17 protein-coding genes and 1 riboswitch are annotated in these 16,301 nt (G+C 65.5%); of the genes, 10 read left to right on the forward strand and 7 right to left on the reverse strand.

The features are described 5' to 3' along the window. Window positions 1-119 precede the first annotated feature (119 nt). Window positions 120-839: an EspA/EspE family type VII secretion system effector gene (locus ACZY08_RS01575; protein ID WP_463742862.1), complete on the forward strand. Its 720-nt coding sequence runs from the start codon at window positions 120-122 to the stop codon at window positions 837-839. An 11-nt stretch (window positions 840-850) separates the two neighbouring features. On the opposite strand, the gene ACZY08_RS01580 is transcribed toward ACZY08_RS01575, so the two are convergent. Next, entirely contained in the window at window positions 851-1,480 is a 630-nt protein-coding gene (locus ACZY08_RS01580) for a TetR/AcrR family transcriptional regulator (protein WP_463742863.1), read from the reverse strand. Window positions 1,481-1,581: 101 nt separating this feature from the next. On the opposite strand from ACZY08_RS01580, the gene ACZY08_RS01585 reads away from it, so the two are divergent. From ACZY08_RS01585 to ACZY08_RS01595, 3 genes are read left to right on the forward strand one after another with little or no spacing between them, the layout of a single operon-like run. After that, on the forward strand, window positions 1,582-2,616 hold the full coding sequence (locus ACZY08_RS01585) for an ABC transporter permease (RefSeq protein ID WP_463742864.1): 1,035 nt from the start codon (window positions 1,582-1,584) through the stop codon (window positions 2,614-2,616). After that, window positions 2,603-3,769, forward strand: a complete 1,167-nt coding sequence (locus tag ACZY08_RS01590) for an FAD-binding oxidoreductase (RefSeq protein ID WP_463742865.1) — start codon at window positions 2,603-2,605, stop codon at window positions 3,767-3,769. The genes ACZY08_RS01585 and ACZY08_RS01590 overlap by 14 nt, the downstream gene beginning before the upstream one ends. An 18-nt stretch (window positions 3,770-3,787) precedes the next feature. Then, window positions 3,788-4,690 carry an aldose 1-epimerase gene (locus tag ACZY08_RS01595; RefSeq protein WP_463742866.1) on the forward strand — a complete coding sequence of 301 codons (903 nt, stop codon included), beginning with the start codon at window positions 3,788-3,790 and terminating at the stop codon, window positions 4,688-4,690. A 39-nt stretch (window positions 4,691-4,729) separates the two neighbouring features. Here the strand turns inward: ACZY08_RS01595 and ACZY08_RS01600 are convergent, their stop codons facing one another. From ACZY08_RS01600 to ACZY08_RS01620, 5 genes are all read right to left on the reverse strand, one after another. After that, entirely contained in the window at window positions 4,730-5,119 is a 390-nt protein-coding gene (locus ACZY08_RS01600) for a heat shock protein transcriptional repressor HspR (RefSeq protein ID WP_463742867.1), read from the reverse strand. Beyond that, window positions 5,116-6,282, reverse strand: a complete 1,167-nt coding sequence (dnaJ, locus tag ACZY08_RS01605) for a molecular chaperone DnaJ (protein ID WP_463742868.1) — start codon at window positions 6,280-6,282, stop codon at window positions 5,116-5,118. Before dnaJ ends, ACZY08_RS01600 begins: the two co-directional genes overlap by 4 nt. Window positions 6,283-6,319: 37 nt before the next feature. Continuing rightward, window positions 6,320-6,961: a nucleotide exchange factor GrpE gene (gene grpE / locus ACZY08_RS01610; RefSeq protein WP_463742869.1), complete on the reverse strand. Its 642-nt coding sequence runs from the start codon at window positions 6,959-6,961 to the stop codon at window positions 6,320-6,322. Further along, a complete protein-coding gene (gene dnaK, locus ACZY08_RS01615; protein ID WP_463742870.1) occupies window positions 6,958-8,817 on the reverse strand; it encodes a molecular chaperone DnaK in 1,860 nt (619 codons plus the stop codon). Before dnaK ends, grpE begins: the two co-directional genes overlap by 4 nt. 157 nt (window positions 8,818-8,974) lie before the next feature. Further along, complete coding sequence (locus ACZY08_RS01620; RefSeq protein WP_463742871.1) at window positions 8,975-10,372, reverse strand: L-serine ammonia-lyase; 1,398 nt, start codon at window positions 10,370-10,372, stop codon at window positions 8,975-8,977. Window positions 10,373-10,425: 53 nt separating this feature from the next. Continuing rightward, a riboswitch (glycine riboswitch) is annotated at window positions 10,426-10,526 on the reverse strand. Window positions 10,527-10,803: 277 nt separating this feature from the next. Here ACZY08_RS01620 and ACZY08_RS01625 point away from each other — a divergent pair. The 6 genes from ACZY08_RS01625 to ACZY08_RS01650 all read left to right on the forward strand — a co-directional run bounded on the left by ACZY08_RS01625 (window position 10,804) and on the right by ACZY08_RS01650 (window position 15,144). Next, a complete protein-coding gene (locus ACZY08_RS01625; RefSeq protein WP_463742872.1) occupies window positions 10,804-11,649 on the forward strand; it encodes an oxidoreductase in 846 nt (281 codons plus the stop codon). Further along, window positions 11,633-12,259 (forward strand): TetR/AcrR family transcriptional regulator, encoded by a 627-nt coding sequence (locus ACZY08_RS01630; RefSeq protein WP_463742873.1) that lies wholly within the window; start codon window positions 11,633-11,635, stop codon window positions 12,257-12,259. The genes ACZY08_RS01625 and ACZY08_RS01630 overlap by 17 nt, the downstream gene beginning before the upstream one ends. 106 nt (window positions 12,260-12,365) lie before the next feature. Then, window positions 12,366-13,196: an Abi-alpha family protein gene (locus tag ACZY08_RS01635; protein ID WP_463742874.1), complete on the forward strand. Its 831-nt coding sequence runs from the start codon at window positions 12,366-12,368 to the stop codon at window positions 13,194-13,196. Further along, entirely contained in the window at window positions 13,193-14,491 is a 1,299-nt protein-coding gene (locus ACZY08_RS01640; protein ID WP_463742875.1) for a DUF445 domain-containing protein, read from the forward strand. Before ACZY08_RS01635 ends, ACZY08_RS01640 begins: the two co-directional genes overlap by 4 nt. 33 nt (window positions 14,492-14,524) lie before the next feature. After that, window positions 14,525-14,752: a type II toxin-antitoxin system VapB family antitoxin gene (locus tag ACZY08_RS01645; RefSeq protein WP_463742876.1), complete on the forward strand. Its 228-nt coding sequence runs from the start codon at window positions 14,525-14,527 to the stop codon at window positions 14,750-14,752. Next, window positions 14,749-15,144, forward strand: a complete 396-nt coding sequence (locus tag ACZY08_RS01650) for a PIN domain-containing protein (RefSeq protein WP_463742877.1) — start codon at window positions 14,749-14,751, stop codon at window positions 15,142-15,144. Before ACZY08_RS01645 ends, ACZY08_RS01650 begins: the two co-directional genes overlap by 4 nt. On the opposite strand, the gene ACZY08_RS01655 is transcribed toward ACZY08_RS01650, so the two are convergent. Next, the gene (locus ACZY08_RS01655) at window positions 15,137-16,153 is read right to left on the reverse strand and encodes a LacI family DNA-binding transcriptional regulator (protein ID WP_463742878.1); all 1,017 of its coding nucleotides are present in this window, start codon (window positions 16,151-16,153) and stop codon (window positions 15,137-15,139) included. The genes ACZY08_RS01650 and ACZY08_RS01655 overlap by 8 nt on opposite strands. Window positions 16,154-16,301: the final 148 nt, after the last annotated feature.

Raw genomic sequence — 16,301 nt, forward strand, 5'->3', positions numbered from 1 at the left:
GTGCATTCAGGGTTGCCCCAGAGAACGCCAAAGCCGCGTTTTGAACACCCAAAATTGGTGCATAGCAACATGTTGGCGTGCTGTTAGGCTCACCCCAGCGAAGGAAGGGCCAGACAAGAATGAGCTTTTGGGATGCCGCGGAGAAGGTCAGCAAGACTCTCGGCAAGAGCGACGAGTTGAGCGATCTCGGGGATGCCAACACTCTGTGGTCCACGAAGTCTCATAACGATGCCGGGGACAAGCTCGGGCTGGGTTCCGACGCAATTGGGCTCGTGCAGATGCTCATCGGGAAGTCTGTCGCAACTCCCATCATCAACGTCGGCCTGTTGGGCATCCAGGGTATGACTCTCACTTGCGGAATCGGCAATCCGGATACTGGCGACAGGTTCGGGCAGGGCGCAGAGCAGTTGGGCCAAGTCCATGACACCCTGGAATCGGCGAAGCCGACATCCGGGTGGCAAGGCGACGCCTCGCAGGCCTACACGGGTCAAGACGCTAAACAGCAGGACCGCGCACGCTCGATTGCGGAAGCCGACAAGGCCATGGCAGCAATCGTGAGCAAACAGGCGAGTCAAGTCGATCAGACGCGCTCGTTCCTCGGCACATGCGCGACCGTCCTCGGCTATGCGATCCTGCCCGCCATGATTGCGAAGGTCTCCGGTCCGCAAGGTCCTGCCGTCGCATTGGCAATTGAGGTCGGGGCTGTCGCCGGCTCAGTACCTCTTGCTGCCGGACAGATGTCGGTGATGTCCGCCAAGTCAGCAGCCAATGCTGTCGAGGTAGGGAAGGTCGTCGGACAATACACCAAGGTGGCATCAAGCGCGACGTTCGGCCAGTAGGAACCGACCACCTACAACTCCGGCAATCCCAACTCTGCCGCATCCGCGGTGAGGTAGCGGGTCACCGTCGGCGCGAGCAACCGCACGATGTCTTCGCCGGCGAGCGTCGCCAACGGCGGTACCTCCATCACGTAGCGCAGCATCGCGGTACCGACCAGGCTCGATGCGGCGAGCATCGCCCGGAGCCGGGCCTGCTCGCCGCCACCCAGTACACCTGATACCGCGGCGAGCACGTAATCCTGCATGAACGTTCGAAATGCCACGTGCGCATCGGAATTCGATGTCGCGGACTGCAGCATGACCCGCATGCTCGCTGCGGTGTCAGGGGCCTCCCACATCTTCAGGTAGACGCGGACCATGCGCTCGCCGATGGCGCCGTCTGGCCCTTCCAGGGCGGCCACCAGCACGTCGGGATCGAGGATCAGCCGAAGGGACTCCCGGAACAGGTCGGCCTTCGACCCGAACAGGTACAGCACCATCGACGCGTCGACGTGCGCATCCGACGCGATCCCGCGCAGCGTCGTCTTTTCGTAGCCCTCGGCCGCGAAGCGCTGCTTGGCTGCAGCCAGCACTGCGTCCCGAGACACCGGGTCACCCTGGCGGCGGCCTCGGCGCGGAGCGGTTTTCCCAGGTGAAGCCATACGTCGACATTATCATTTCAACGTCTATTGAAATATCGCCCCCGCAAGGCTTACCCTCATCTCAACCGATTATTTCAACGGCTGATGAAAAGAGGGAGACGATGCTCTCGCTACCGACACCCACGCCGGTCCATCACGCAGCACCCGAGCACGAGCCGCCCGCAGCATTGCGTGCTGCGGGCATCGTGGCCGTATTGACCATCGCGATCGCGATCGTGGCCATCGCCTTCGCCCTGCCGGCGTCGCGTTCCAAGCCTCACGACATCCCGATCGGCGCCGCCGGCCCCCAGGTCGCCACGAGCCAGATCGCCGAGCGCCTCGAACAGCAGGCCCCCGGCGCGTTCAAGGTCACCTACTACCCCGGCGAGAACACCCTGCGTGAGGCGATACTCGACCGAAACGTGTACGGCGGCATCGCATTCGGCCCGCAGGACCCCACCCTGCTGACCGCCACCGGCGGCAGCCCGGCCGTCGCGCAGCTGCTCACCCAGATCGGTGACGGCATCGCCACACACTCCGGCGTGACCCTGCACACCGAGGACCTCGCCCCACTCAGCAGTCAAGATCCACGCGGCACGGGAGTGGCTGCCGCTGCCCTGCCGATCACGCTGGCCGGGATGCTGCCCGCCGCCGCGCTGGTGCTGTTGCTGCGGCGTGAGGTGTGGACCCGCCTGACCGCCACCATCGTGTTCTCCGCGGTCGCCGGCGTCACGGTGGCGGCCCTGCTTCAATACGTGCTCGGCTCGATCGACTCGAATCTCTGGGGAGTGGCTGCCGGCCTGACGCTCGGAATCGCGGCGGCCGGCCTGGTCGTACTCGGGCTGGGCTCGTTGTTCGGCAAAGTCGGCCTGGCGGTGGGTGCCGCGCTGGCGCTGCTGTTGGGCAACCCGCTGTCCGGACTGACAGCCGCACCGGAGATGCTGCCGTCAGGCTGGGGCCAGCTCGGCCAACTGCTACCCCAGGGAGCGACCGCCACCCTGCTGCGGTCCACTGCCTACTTCGGCGGTGCCGGCGCCGACACCGCCATCATCGTGCTCAGTTGCTGGGCGATCGTCGGGCTGATGTTGGTGATCAGCGCCGCTTTGCGGCGGCCCGGGCGTACCGCGCCTAAGATGCAGCTCCGTGGGACTCGATGACCGCGACGCGTTGCAGACACTGCAGAACGCCGTCGACCCGGAGCAGGGCGCGGCGCCACTGATCCGCGATTTCTACACCCGATGGTTCGCCACCGACCTCTCCGCCCGCGATCTGTTCCCCCCCGACATGGACCACCAGCGCGATGTCTTCGCGCGCGCCCTGACCTGGCTGTTCGGGGAGCTGATCGCCCAGCGCGCCGAGGAGCCGGTGGCGTTCCTGGCCCAGCTCGGCAGAGACCACCGCAAATACGGTGTGACGCAGGGGCATTACGACTCGATGCATGATGCGCTGTACAACGCGCTGCATGACCACCTCGAGTCCGACTGGGATGACAGCCTGGCCGAAGCCACCCGCGATGCCGTGGCCCTGATCATCGGCGTGATGCGCGGCGCAGCCGACGCCGAGGAAGCCCCGGCCTACTGCGACGGCACCGTCATCGAACACCACCGGGTCACCCGCGACGTCTCGGTGATCCGGCTGCAGCTCGACGAGGCGCTGTTCTACCACCCCGGTCAGTACGTCACCGTCCAGGTGCCCCAATGGCCGCGACGGTGGCGCTACCTGAGCCCGGCCATTCCCTCCGACCGCTCCGGGGCCATCGAGTTCCACGTCCGGTCCGTCCCCGGCGGCATGGTGAGCACCGCGGTCGTCGCCGAGACCAAGATCGGGGACCGTTGGCGGCAGTCCAGCCCACACGGCGGCCTGCACGTCGACCGCGACGGCGAAGATGTGCTGATGGTGGCCGGCAGCACGGGCCTGGCCCCGCTGCGCAACATCATCATGGACATGACGTTGCACGGTGAGAATCCTCGCGTGCACCTGTTCTTCGGTGGCCGCTATCCGTGCGACCTGTACGACCTGAAAACGCTGTGGCACATCGCCTCGACCAACCCGTGGCTTTCGGTGACCCCGGTGTCGGAGTACAGCACCGATCCCCCGTGGGCCGGCCAGTATCCCGACGTCCGGCCCCCGCGAGGGCTACACGTGCGCCAGACCGGCACGCTCGCAGAAGTGGTGACGAAATTCGGCAATTGGGGCGATCGACAGATCCTCGTCTGCGGCGGACCCGACATGGTCACCGCCACCAAGGCCGCCCTGGTCGAGCGTGGCGCCCCCGCCGACCGCATTCAGCACGACCCGCTGACGCGCTGAGAGTGCCAGACTGGCGCCATGTCCGAGGTTCAACCAGTCACCCTGTCTGACCCGTCGTCGTCGCTGACGGCCACGTATGTTCCCGGCGCGGGGATGATCTGTACGTCATTGGCCGACGGCGGCGTCGAATACCTCGGCCAGCGGCGCGGGTTGCAGGCCTATTTGACCGACGGCAAGACGATGGGCATTCCGATCCTCTACCCGTGGGCAAACCGGTTGGGCGCCAACGAATACCGGGTCGAGGACACGGTGGTGGACGTGACCCCCGGGGCGAACGGGGTGCGTGGCGACGCGCGGGGGGCTCCGATCCACGGCGTGCTCGCCGCCAACCCGGACTGGCAGGTGAGCGCCCGGTCCGAGAACACCCTCGTGGCATCGCTGGACTGGGATACCGCCCGACGGCTGCTGGCGACGTTCCCGTTCCCCCACCGCCTCACGATGGCCGTGACGCTCGCCGACCGGACCCTCACCGTGGCCACCACCGTGACACCAACCGCCCAGCAACACGTCCCGCTGTGCTACGGCTACCACCCCTACGTGACGATTCCCGGTGTGCCGCGCGAGGATTGGCATTTGCAGACCCCATCGATGCGACATCTGCTCGTGGATGACCGGGGCCTTCCCACCGAAGCATCCGAGCGGTGGCCGGCCGGGATGAGACGCCTGGACAGCACCGAGCTGGATGACGGATTCGACGACGTCGACGAAGGTGCGGTGTTCACCCTGACCGGCGGGGCGCAGCGGGTGGAGGTCAATTTCGACCGGGGCTATCGCGCTGCGCAACTCTTCGCGCCGCTCAGCGACAGCGTGGTGGGCATCGAGCCGATGGCCGCACCGACCGACGCGCTACGCCGCGGAAATTACAAAATGGCCGCCCCCGGAAGTCCGGAGACGGCCACCTTTTCGATCAGGATCGGCTGAAGCCAACCTCGCTACTGCGAATGTCGCCGCCGAGCGGCTCTACGGCCTATGTCGCCGCCGAGCGGCTCCGGGCTGCCACAGGACCACAGCTTTGGACGCCACCGACACCTCATGGCGCTGGTTGGCACTGAGCTGTTCGACCTGTTGGGTCAACTCGGACAGCCGGGTCCGCAGTGCATCAACCTGATTGGTCAGTTCGATGATGCGCTTGATACCGGCCAGGTTGACGCCCTCGTCCTGCGACAGCCGCTGCACCTCGCGGAGCAGGTCGACGTCGCGCTCGGAGTATCGGCGCCCGCCACCGGAACTGCGCTGCGGGCTGACCAGCCCGAGCCGGTCGTATGTACGCAGAGTCTGCGCGTGCATACCGGCCAGCTCGGCGGCCACCGAGATCAAGAACGTGTGAGCTTCCTCTTTCCGCTGGCTCATATGTTGCCTGCCCATCCGGCCCGCGGATCGAAACCACTGGCCCGTTCGGCTTTCGCATACGTCTCCAGCGCCTCTGCCGCTTCACCTTCCAGGTTCGGCGGCACTGCGACCTTCACCGTGACCAGCAGGTCACCGTGGCCGCCGGAGCGCTTGGGTACCCCGCGCCCGCGCACCCGCAGGATCCGGCCGTCGGAGGTGCCCTTGGGCACCCGAACACCGACCTTGCCGTCCAGGGTGGGTACGGAAAGCGTTGTCCCCAGAGCCAATTCATGGAAGCTGACCGGAACACTGACGGTCAGGTCGTCGCCGTCACGTCCGAACACCTTGTCGGGCCGCACGTGCACGGTGACATAGAGGTCACCCGAGGGTGCACCTCGTAGCCCGGCCTCACCCTGGCCGGCCAGCCGGATGCGCTGACCGTCCTCGACACCCGGAGGGATCCGCACGTTGATCGTGCGGGTCCGGGTGGTGACGCCGGTGCCCTGACATTCGGCACACGGGTGCTCGATGATCGAACCGCTGCCCCGGCATTCGGTGCAGGGCTCAGAGAACCCGAACGCCCCCTGGTTGCGGTTGACCACCCCGGAGCCGTTGCAGTTCGGGCACACCTTGGGGCTGGTTCCCGGTCGCGCACCACTGCCGTGGCAGTTGGTACACGGTGCCGGGCTGGTCAGCCGCAGCGGCATGGCCACGCCCTTGGTGGCTTCCAAGAAGGACAGCTCGGTTTCGGTTTCCAGGTCGTTACCCCGGCGGGGCCGGCTCGGGCGTGGTTGCCCACCGCGCCCGAACAGCCCGCCGAAGAGGTCACCGATGTTGGCACCGCCACTCTGCCCGGCAGCGTCGAACAGGTCTCCCAGGTTGAATTCGGCCCCATCGGAACCGAATCCACCACTGAAGTTCCCGCCGGTGTTGAACCTACGGCCACCGCCGGCGAACAACCGACGGGTCTCGTCATACTCCTTGCGCTTCGCGGGGTCCGACAGAACACTGTTCGCCTCGGAAACCGCCTTGAACCGCTCGGCCGCTCCCGCATCGGGATTACGGTCGGGATGCAGCTCGGAGGCCAGTTTCCGGTAGGCCTTCTTGATCTCGTCGGCGCTGGCGTCAGAGGAGACGCCGAGTTCCTTATAGAAGTCCTTCTCGACCCACTCGCGTTGGGCCATGCGCCACCTCCTTACCTCTTCTCTCTAGTCGGAATGTTTAATTGTCTGATTCTGCGGCCTGATCGCCGGCGGCGTCAGCGTTATCCGCTGTCCCCGACGGGGAATCAGCCCCGGCTTCGTCTTCGGGCACCGTGTCGACCACACCGACGAGGGCGTGTCTGACCACCTGGTCACCGATCCGGTAGCCACGACGCATCACGGTCCCCACGACGGGGTGGGTACCCTCGCCCTCGTGCTGCACGGCTTCGTGCAGTGACGGGTCGAACTCGTCGCCCTCGGCGCCGAACCCGGAAAGACCCTGCCCCTCAAGGGCACCGACGAGCTTGTCGGCAACCGATTTGAGCGGCCCGGACTCCAGGTCACCGTGGCTACGGGCCCGGTCCAAATCGTCGAGCACACCCAGCAACTGGGTGATGACGGTGGTCTTGGCCCGGTCAGCGGTGACCTGCTGATCGCGCAGTGACCGCTTACGGTAGTTGTCGTATTCGGCCTTCACGCGTTGGAGCGTGGCCTTGAGCTCGGCAACCTCGTCGCTGTCGTTCGCCGGCGCACCGGCATCGGAGGCGGCGGGCGCCGACCCACTAGGGGCCGGCGCCTGCTCACGAACCTCACCGGTGTCGGGATCGATGCGCCGTTTGTCGGTGATGGTCACCGGCTCGTGCGAATCGTTCTCGGTCACTTGGTCTCCTGATCATCGTCGACAACCTCGGCGTCCACCACGTTGTCGTCCGCGGCACTCGAAGAGCCTCCAGCGTCAGCACCCGAGGCCTGCTCGGCCTGGGTGGCCTCGTAGATCGCCTGACCCAGCCCCTGCGACTCGACGCCGAGCTTCTCCATGGCGTCCTTGATCGCGGAGATGTCGGAGCCTTCCAGCGCCGACTTCGCCTCGGCGATCGCGCCGTCGACCTTGGTCAGCGTCTCCTCGGGAACCTTGGAGCCGCCTTCGGCCTCACGCTGTTCCTTGACGAACTTCTCCGTCTGGTAGACCAGCGACTCGGCCTGGTTGCGGACGTCGGCCTCTTCGCGACGCTTCTTGTCCTCGTCGGCGTGCGCCTCGGCATCCTTGATCATCCGGTCGATCTCTTCCTTGGACAGGCCGGAGCCTTCCTGGATCTTGATCGTGTTTTCCTTGCCGGTGCCCTTGTCCTTGGCCGTGACGTGCACGATGCCGTTGGCGTCGATGTCGAAGGTGACCTCGATCTGCGGCACGCCGCGGGGGGCCGGCGGGATACCGGTCAGCTCGAACGAGCCGAGCAGCTTGTTGTGCGCAGCGATTTCACGCTCACCCTGGAAGACCTGGATCTGCACCGACGGCTGGTTGTCGTCAGCGGTGGTGAAGGTCTCCGACCGCTTGGTCGGGATGGTGGTGTTGCGCTCGATCAGCTTGGTCATCACGCCACCCTTGGTTTCGATACCGAGGGACAGCGGGGTGACGTCAAGCAGCAGAACGTCTTTCACCTCGCCCTTGAGCACGCCGGCCTGCAGCGCAGCGCCCACTGCGACAACCTCGTCGGGGTTGACGCCCTTGTTGGGCTCTTTGCCGCCGGTCATTTCCTTGACCAGCTCGGTCACGGCAGGCATACGGGTCGAGCCACCCACCAGCACCACGTGGTCGATCTCGCCGACCGAGATGCCGGCGTCCTTGATCACGGACTGGAACGGCTGACGGGTGCGGTCCAGCAGATCCTGCGTGATCTTCTGGAACTCGGCGCGGGTCAGCTGCTCGTCGAGGAACAGCGGGTTCTTGTCGGAGTCGACGGTGATGTAGGGCAGGTTGATCGAGGTGCTCTGCGAGGAGCTGAGTTCGATCTTGGCCTTCTCGGCGGCTTCACGCAGCCGCTGCATGGCCATCTTGTCCTTGGTCAGGTCGATGCCACTGGTGGCCTTGAACTTGTCGACCAGCCATTCGACGATCCGGTCGTCCCAGTCGTCGCCACCGAGGTGGTTGTCGCCGGAGGTGGCACGGACCTCGACGACACCGTCGCCGATCTCCAGCAGCGAGACGTCGAACGTGCCGCCGCCCAGGTCGAAGACCAGGATGGTCTGTTCCTTGCTGCCCTTGTCCAGGCCGTAGGCCAGGGCGGCCGCAGTCGGCTCGTTGACGATGCGCAGCACGTTCATGCCGGCGATCTGTCCGGCTTCCTTCGTGGCCTGACGCTGAGCGTCGTTGAAGTACGCCGGCACGGTGATGACCGCGTCGGTGATGTCCTCACCGAGGTAGGCCTCGGCATCGCGCTTGAGCTTCATCAGCACACGCGCGCTGATCTCCTGCGCTGTGTAGTTCTTGCCGTCGATCTCGACGGTCCAATCGGTGCCCATATGGCGCTTGACCGAACGGATGGTCCGGTCGACGTTGGTGACTGCCTGGTTCTTGGCGGGCTGGCCGACCAGCACCTCACCGTTACGCGCGAACGCGACGACGGACGGGGTGGTCCGGGAGCCTTCAGAGTTTGCGACGACGACGGGGTCGCCGCCTTCCAGGACCGCCACGCATGAGTTGGTGGTCCCGAGGTCGATACCGACCGCACGAGCCATGGTGTTGCCTCCTGATAGAGATATAGGGTCTGAGCGGACTGCGCTCAAGCTTGCTCCGGGCGAGCATAGATTGTCAACCCAGACTTGAGTCACCCACACTCAACTTGCTGTCGAACACGTCAACGGTGGTTTCGGCGGATTTGTTCCCGGGTGGTGCTCAGCATTCGACGACGTTGACGGCGACGTTGACCGCCAGCCCACCCATGGACGTCTCCTTGTACTTGGCACTCATGTCCATTCCGGTGGCGCGCATCGTCTCGATCACCTGATCCAGGCTCACCCGGTGGGTGCCGTCGCCCCGCAGTGCCATGCGGGCCGCGTTGATCGCCTTACCCGCCGAGATGGCATTGCGTTCGATGCACGGGATCTGCACCAGACCGCCGATCGGATCACAGGTCAGGCCGAGGCTGTGTTCCATGGCGATCTCGGCGGCGTTCTCGACCTGTTGCGGTGTGCCGCCCAGGATTTCGGCCAGACCTCCGGCAGCCATGGACGCCGCGGAGCCGACCTCACCTTGACACCCGACCTCAGCCCCCGAAATCGAGGCTCGCTCCTTGTACAGCGAACCGATGGCACCGGCGGTGAGAAGGAAGCGCACGGTCGCGTCGTCCGGATCCGCGATTCCTGCCGGGGTGTAGCGCAACGCATAGTGCAGGACCGCCGGAATGATCCCGGCCGCACCGTTGGTGGGCGCGGTCACGATCCGGCCGCCCGATGCGTTCTCCTCATTGACCGCGAGTGCGACCAGGTTCACCCAGTCCTCGGCGAAGGCCGGATCACGCTGTGGGTCTTCGGCATTGAGCCGGACGTACCAGTCCTTGGCGCGACGGCGGACCATCAGGTTGCCCGGCAGGTAGCCGTCCCGGGACATCCCGTTGGCCTGACACGAGTCCATGACCTCACGGATGCGCAGGAGACGGTCCCGCACCTCGGCTTCGCTTCGGGCCATGCATTCGTGGCGCATCATCGCCTGGCTCACCGACAGTCCGTCGCGCTCGGTCAGGGCGAGCAACTCGGCGGCGGTGTGGAAGGACCCGTCGGCGTCTCGTTCCGTCTCGCAGCGGACCGCCTCGGATTCGGCGACCTCGGATTCGGAGACGACGAAACCGCCGCCGACCGAGAAGTAGGTCTCACGGTGGACCGTGTCACCACCGGACGAGAGTGCCCTCAATGTCATGGCGTTCGGGTGCTGGGCGAGCCGGCGCCCCGGGTGCAGGTGCATGTCGGATTCAGTCAGCGCGATGGCGGTCCGGCCCGCCAACAGGATCGTGCCCTGGCCGCGAATGGTCGCAAGGCGCCGTTCCATCTCGTCGGTCTCGATCGTCTCGGGCCGGTAACCCTCCAGACCCAGTAGAATCGCCGGCATCGTGCCGTGCCCGGCACCCGTCGCCGCCAGCGAGCCGAACAGGTCCACCGTGACCTCGGCGACCTGCCCGACCACATCGCGACCGACGAGTTCGTCGACGAACAAACCGGCTGCCCGCATCGGGCCGACCGTGTGTGAGCTCGATGGACCGATCCCGATCGAGAACAGATCGAACACGCTGACCGCCATGAGATGACTCCAATTTCGGGCATCGCGGTTACGCGATGCATCGTGTGGTGACACCTCCCCGCTCTGTCCTGAAACCTGAGAGCTTCGGCGCATGGCGCCGTTTCCCCTTCGGTAAGCGCGGCGGATACGCACGCTGTTCTCCAGAGTTGCCTCGGCACTGCGGTATTGGGCCTGAGAGATTCCCGGAGAGGACTTGCACCTACGGCACCTCCGGACTCGGAGGTTCTCCCACAATGCGTCATCGACATTTTGAATTGTGTAACGGATGCTACTCCCGGCCATGAGCGGCGCCTGTCGATCTGACTGGGTGCATTTTCCTGCGATCTGGATCCTTTGGAATACCTGCGCCCGGCGCGCGGTTACACCGTCCGTCCAACAAAACTAAACTGATCGTACAGTTCAGTTAGACACCGGAACAGGTGGTCAAAAACATGAGCGTTTGGTTCATCACCGGAGCATCCCGCGGATTCGGACTGCAGATCGCCCGCGACGCATTGGAGCGCGGTCATCAAGTAGTAGCGACCGCACGCGACGCGGCTGCCGTCACCGCAGCCCTCGGAGAGAACGACAGCGTGCTCGCAGTGGCCCTGGATGTCACCAACGAGGAGCAGGCGCAACAGGCGGCAAAGGCCGCCGTGGATCGTTTCGGCCGCATCGACGTCCTGATCAACAACGCGGGGCGCGGGCTGCTGGGCGCTGTCGAGGAGGCCACCGACGCCGAGGTACGGGCCGTCTACGAAACCAACGTGTTCGGGCTACTGACCGTCACCCGCGCGGTCATGCCGGTGCTGCGGGCACAACGGTCGGGCACCATCGTCAACATCTCCTCGGTCGGCGGATTCGTCGGCTCGCCGGGCTGGGGTGTGTATGCGTCCACCAAGTTCGCAGTCGAGGCCATCTCTGAGGCCCTCAACGCCGAACTGAAGCCGCTCGGCGTGCACGCCATGGTGGTCGAGCCCGGCTACTTCCGGACCGACTTCCTCGACTCTTCGAGCCTGCAGACCCAGCGCCACGTCATCGACGACTACGCCGACGGTCCCGCCGGACAGATGCGCGCCGCCGCCTCCGACCGCAACCACGATCAGCCGGGCGATCCGGTGAAGGCGGCCAGGGCCATCATCGATGTCGTCGAATCCGCACAGCCGCCGCTGCGTCTACTGCTGGGCAACGACACCATCGCGGCAGTCGAGGCCAAGATCGCCTATGTTCAAGCTGAGCTGGCCCAGTGGCGAAGTGTCTCGGAATCAACAGATTTCGACGATGTCGCCCAGGTCTGACGCGCCGACCGTCGGGACGGGCGATTTCGTCCGCCCCACCGGCGCGCGCAGCGACCGGATCCACGAGGCCATCCTGGTCGCGACTGCCGAACTGCTCGACGCGGGCGGATTTCCGGCAGCCACGATGGACGCGATCGCAGCGCGGTCCGGCGCCAGCAAGGCCACCCTCTACAAACACTGGCCATCGCGGACCGCCGTCGCGGCCGAGGCATTCGGAACCATGATGGCCGAAGCGCTGCCGTTACCCGACACCGGTAGCACTGCAGGGGATCTCACCGAGCAGATGGTTCGGGTCTCGGCGTTCTACGCGAGTTCGCGCGGTGACGTGTTCGCCCAATTGCTCGCCGCCTGCGTCGAGGATGCAACGGGCGCAACGTATTTCCGCGAGTACTTCCTGAGCGGCCGGCGTGCGGCCATCACCGAGTTGTGGCGGCGCGGGGTGGACCGCGGCAATGCAGACGCAGGTACCGCGATCGACGATGTGATCGACATTCTGTTCGGTCCGCTCATCTTCCGTCGGATGACCGGCCACTACTCGCTGACCGAGGAGCATGCCCGGCAACTGGCCGCGACCGCGTTGCGCGGATTGCTCCCCAACACCACCTCCTAGCTCACAAACCCCACCAACCACCTGCGACTTCGGCACCTCACCAGGTGACCAGGTACGGTGCCCACAGCTCGGGGACAGCGGTAGGTGGGGAGGCGATCGATCAGTGATGTCAGAGGAACTGTCGAAGAGGGGTCCGGACGACACGGTGTCCGATGACGTCCCCGTACGCCGCAAGAACATGCAGCGGCGGGCGTTCAGGTTCGCCACACCCGTCGGCGAGATCGCCATCGCGATCCGCACCCCGCGCAACGAGCGCCCGCTGCTGCCGAAGCGGTACGACCCCTTCGGCATCGCCGATCGCGCGCTCGACGCCGCCAAGACAAGCATGAAGCTGGCCGCCTGGGGCGAGGAACAACTGGCCACACTGGTGAAGAACCGGCTGGAGGCCATCGATTCGGCCGCCTCCCGACCGGTGACCGTCGCCACGCCGGAGGAGCCGACGCCCGAATCGCTCAACACCAAGATGGACCGCCTGCTCGACCGGGCCCTGGATCAGAGCACAGCGGGCAGTCAGGTGGAGTTGTACCACCGGCTGCTCGACCAGCTGGTGGCCGACGAAGCGCGGATCCTCGGCGCGCTCTCCGAAGGTGATGCCTCGCCGCTGGTCAACATCCACACCTGGACCCGATCGCGCACCCCCGGTCAAGCGGTGTTGGAGAACGCCTGCCTGATCGGCCGCACCGCCAATGTGGCGTTGCCCGCCATGGTCCCGCAGTACGTCGGTCATCTGCTGTCGCTGGGTCTGGTCGAGACGGGTCCGGAGGATCCCTCCCAGAAATCCGAGTACGAGGTGCTCCTGGCCGAGCCGATGGTGTTGCAGGCGGTCAAGAGCGGATCCCGCGGGCCGCTGGCCGCACGGGTGGAGAAGCTGACCCTGTCCCTGTCGGGGCTCGGGCGCGGTTTGTGGGAGTCCGCGGTGCTCCGGGACGGTTCGTGACCACGGTCCTTGCGATCCAGACGTGGCAGGAGATCAAGGCCGATTTCAACGTCAACTGGCTGATCTACCTGTCCATGCCGTTCGTCGCCGCGTTCGTCGGCTGGAGCACCAAGATCGTCGCGCTGGAGATGATCTACCGGCCGATGGAGTTCAAGGGCATCGGGCCGTTCGGCTGGCAGGGCATCGTGCCACGCCGGGCGGGAAAGGTGGGCTCGAAGACCATCGAGCTGCTCACCCAGAACCTCCTCAAGCCGGAAGAACTGCTCGAACGGGTCGACGCGAAGGAAGCCGTCAATGCGCTGCGTGAGCCGCTGACCCAGGTGGTCGACGAGATCTCCCGCGACCTCGCCGAGCAGATCCGACCCGGCCTGTGGGACTCGTTGCCCGATGCTGCGCGCAATGCCATTCAGGCCCGCATCCACGACCAGACCCCCAAGGTCGTGGAGAAGATGCTCAACGAGATGCGGGCGGACCTCAACCGGTTCGTCGACATCCAGTACCTGGCCGTCACGACACTGGTCCGCAACAAGGACAAGCTGAACAAGCTGATGCGCGGGCTCGGCGACAACGCCATGGCGTTCGTCCGGCGCAGCGGCATCTACTTTGGGCTCGTCATCGGTGTGGTCCAGATGATCGCGTGGGCGTTGTTCCAGAACCCTTGGATCATGCCGGCATTCGGCTTCGGCGTCGGTTTCATCAGCGACTACATCGCGCTGAACATGTTGTTCCGGCCCGTCCACCCGACGAAGTACCTCGGTTTCATCCCGTTCCAGGGGTTGCTGCACGCCCAGCGCGACATCATCACCAAGGACTACGCGCGGATCCTTGCCGAGGACCTGTTCTCCCCCGAGATCCTGTTCGACGGTGTACTCCGCGGACCGGGTGCCGACAAATTGTTCTCGCTCGTCGGCAAGGAGGTCGAAGCCGCCATCGACGCACAGACCGGCATCGCGACCCCGCTCGTCAAGTTCGCGGTCGGCACGCAGCGCTACAACGCGTTCAAGGACAACCTGGTGCAGATGGTGCTCGAACGGCTCCCCACCACATTGGTCGACGCACAGGACTACGCCATGGGCGCCCTCGATCTCGAACAGACCATCATCGACAAGATGGGTCTGCTCACCCATGAGGAGTACGAGTCGATTCTGCGGCCGGTGTTCAAGGACGACGAGCCGACGATGATCGCCGTCGGTGCCGTTCTCGGTGGTGTGGTCGGCGAGATCCAGGTGCAGGTCATCGAACATTTCGGGCACGATCCCGAGGCCATCGCGCTGCGCACCTTCCTGCATCACTAGCTGTATGTACAGCACTCCGAATAATATGTACTCATGCCGGTGAAGAGAACAACGATCGAGCTTGACGAGGATCTCGTGAAGGCCGCGCAACGTGTGACGGGACAGACGGTCCGATCGACTGTCGAGGAAGGTCTGCGGAGATTGGTCGCGACTGCCGAGGAGGAACGCGAAGCGAGGCGCGCCCGGGTTACGACGCACCTGGACATCGCCCACAACGCGGTGGACGTAGACGTGCTGCAGACAGATGAGGCTTGGCGATGACGCTGTGGGTGCTGGACAAGAGTGCCCACGTTCGGCTCATGAACGGCACTTCACCGCCCCCGGAGATTGACCTGGCCGACCTCGCCATGTGCGAGATCGGCGAGTTGGAGTGGCTGCACTCGGCGAGGTCTGCGGCCGACTACGACCGGGAGCGGTCGTCGATACGAGAGATCTTTCCGGTGTTGTCGGCGCCGGCAGACATCTTCGACCGAGTGCGGCGGTTACAACGCGACCTTGCACACCATCACGGCATGTGGCATCGCACGGCACTTCCGGACCTGTTCATCGCCGAAACTGCGCTGTCACACAACGCAGGCGTTCTCCACCAGGACCGCGACTATGCGCGGATCTCCGAGGTTCGCCCCGAACTGTTGGAGCGCCAGCTCACCTGATACCTGAGCCGCACCCGCAGGTCTCGCCCACCCTCAGAGTCGGCACGAAACCATCGTCGACGCGCGGTGTGTCGCCCAGTAGCCGGCCGAGAGCCTGACGGGCCAGCGCATCGACCGGCTGTTGCACTGTGGTGAGTCGCAGCCGTCCATAGTCGGCCGCGGCGCCGTCGAAGCCGACGACCCGGATGTCGTCGGGGATCCGCAGGCCCGCATCGGCGACCGCCCGGATCGTGGCCGCTGTCTGCCCGTAGGTCCCGACCACGAACGCCCCCGGCAGGGCGCCACCGCGCAGAAACCTTGTGACCGCACGGTAGGCGCCGGACGGCGTGAGATCGGTGCGGACGTGCGGGAGGCTCTGGCCGACGACGGAGGCGACGCCCTCGAACCGCTGCTGCACGGTTTCCCGGTCGCCGTGACGAACATCGTCCGCAGTGACACCGCCGACGAACGCGACGTCGCGACAGTCGTGGATGTCGAGCAGGTGCCGGGCGAGGAGTTCGCCGGCCTGGACGTGATCCACCCCGATGATGTCGGTGTCGATCGCGCCGCGGATGTTGTGCATCCACACCACGGGAATGCGTTCTCGGCGACAGAGATTCGCTGTGTGCGGGGCGTTCGCCGCGCCGACCACCAGCAGCCCGTCGACACCGACCTCGGCGAACGCGGTGGCGAACTCGAGCTCACGCTCGGGGTCGTATCCGGTGTTGCCGATGAGGGTCAGGTGATCGCGCGCCCGCGCTTCCACTTCGATCCGCCCCACGAACTCACCGAACAGGGGCAGCGTGAGATCGGGAACCAGCAGTCCGATCTGCCGCCAGCGCCGCGGCCGACGCAACGCCCTGGCGCGGCCGTCCGGGCGGTAGTTCAGATCGTCGATCGCACGGATAACCTTGGCCCGCAATAACTCTGATACCGGCCGCGGCCCGTTGTTCAGAACGTAGCTCACCACCGCCGTCGAGGTGCCGGCGCGATTGGCCACATCGGCCAGGGTCGGACGTTTACCACTCACAACGGCTGGACCTTCCGCTCGTCGGTGACCACTCGAAAGAGTTTGAATCACCTCGATTGTGACGGTTCCGTCCAGGATTCGCCCGCCTACGCTAATCGATTAGAACCGTAACGAGGAGGACCCATGGTTGTAACCGGGCGTTGGTGGA

The organism is Mycobacterium sp. IDUB_9 (assembly GCF_055419505.1).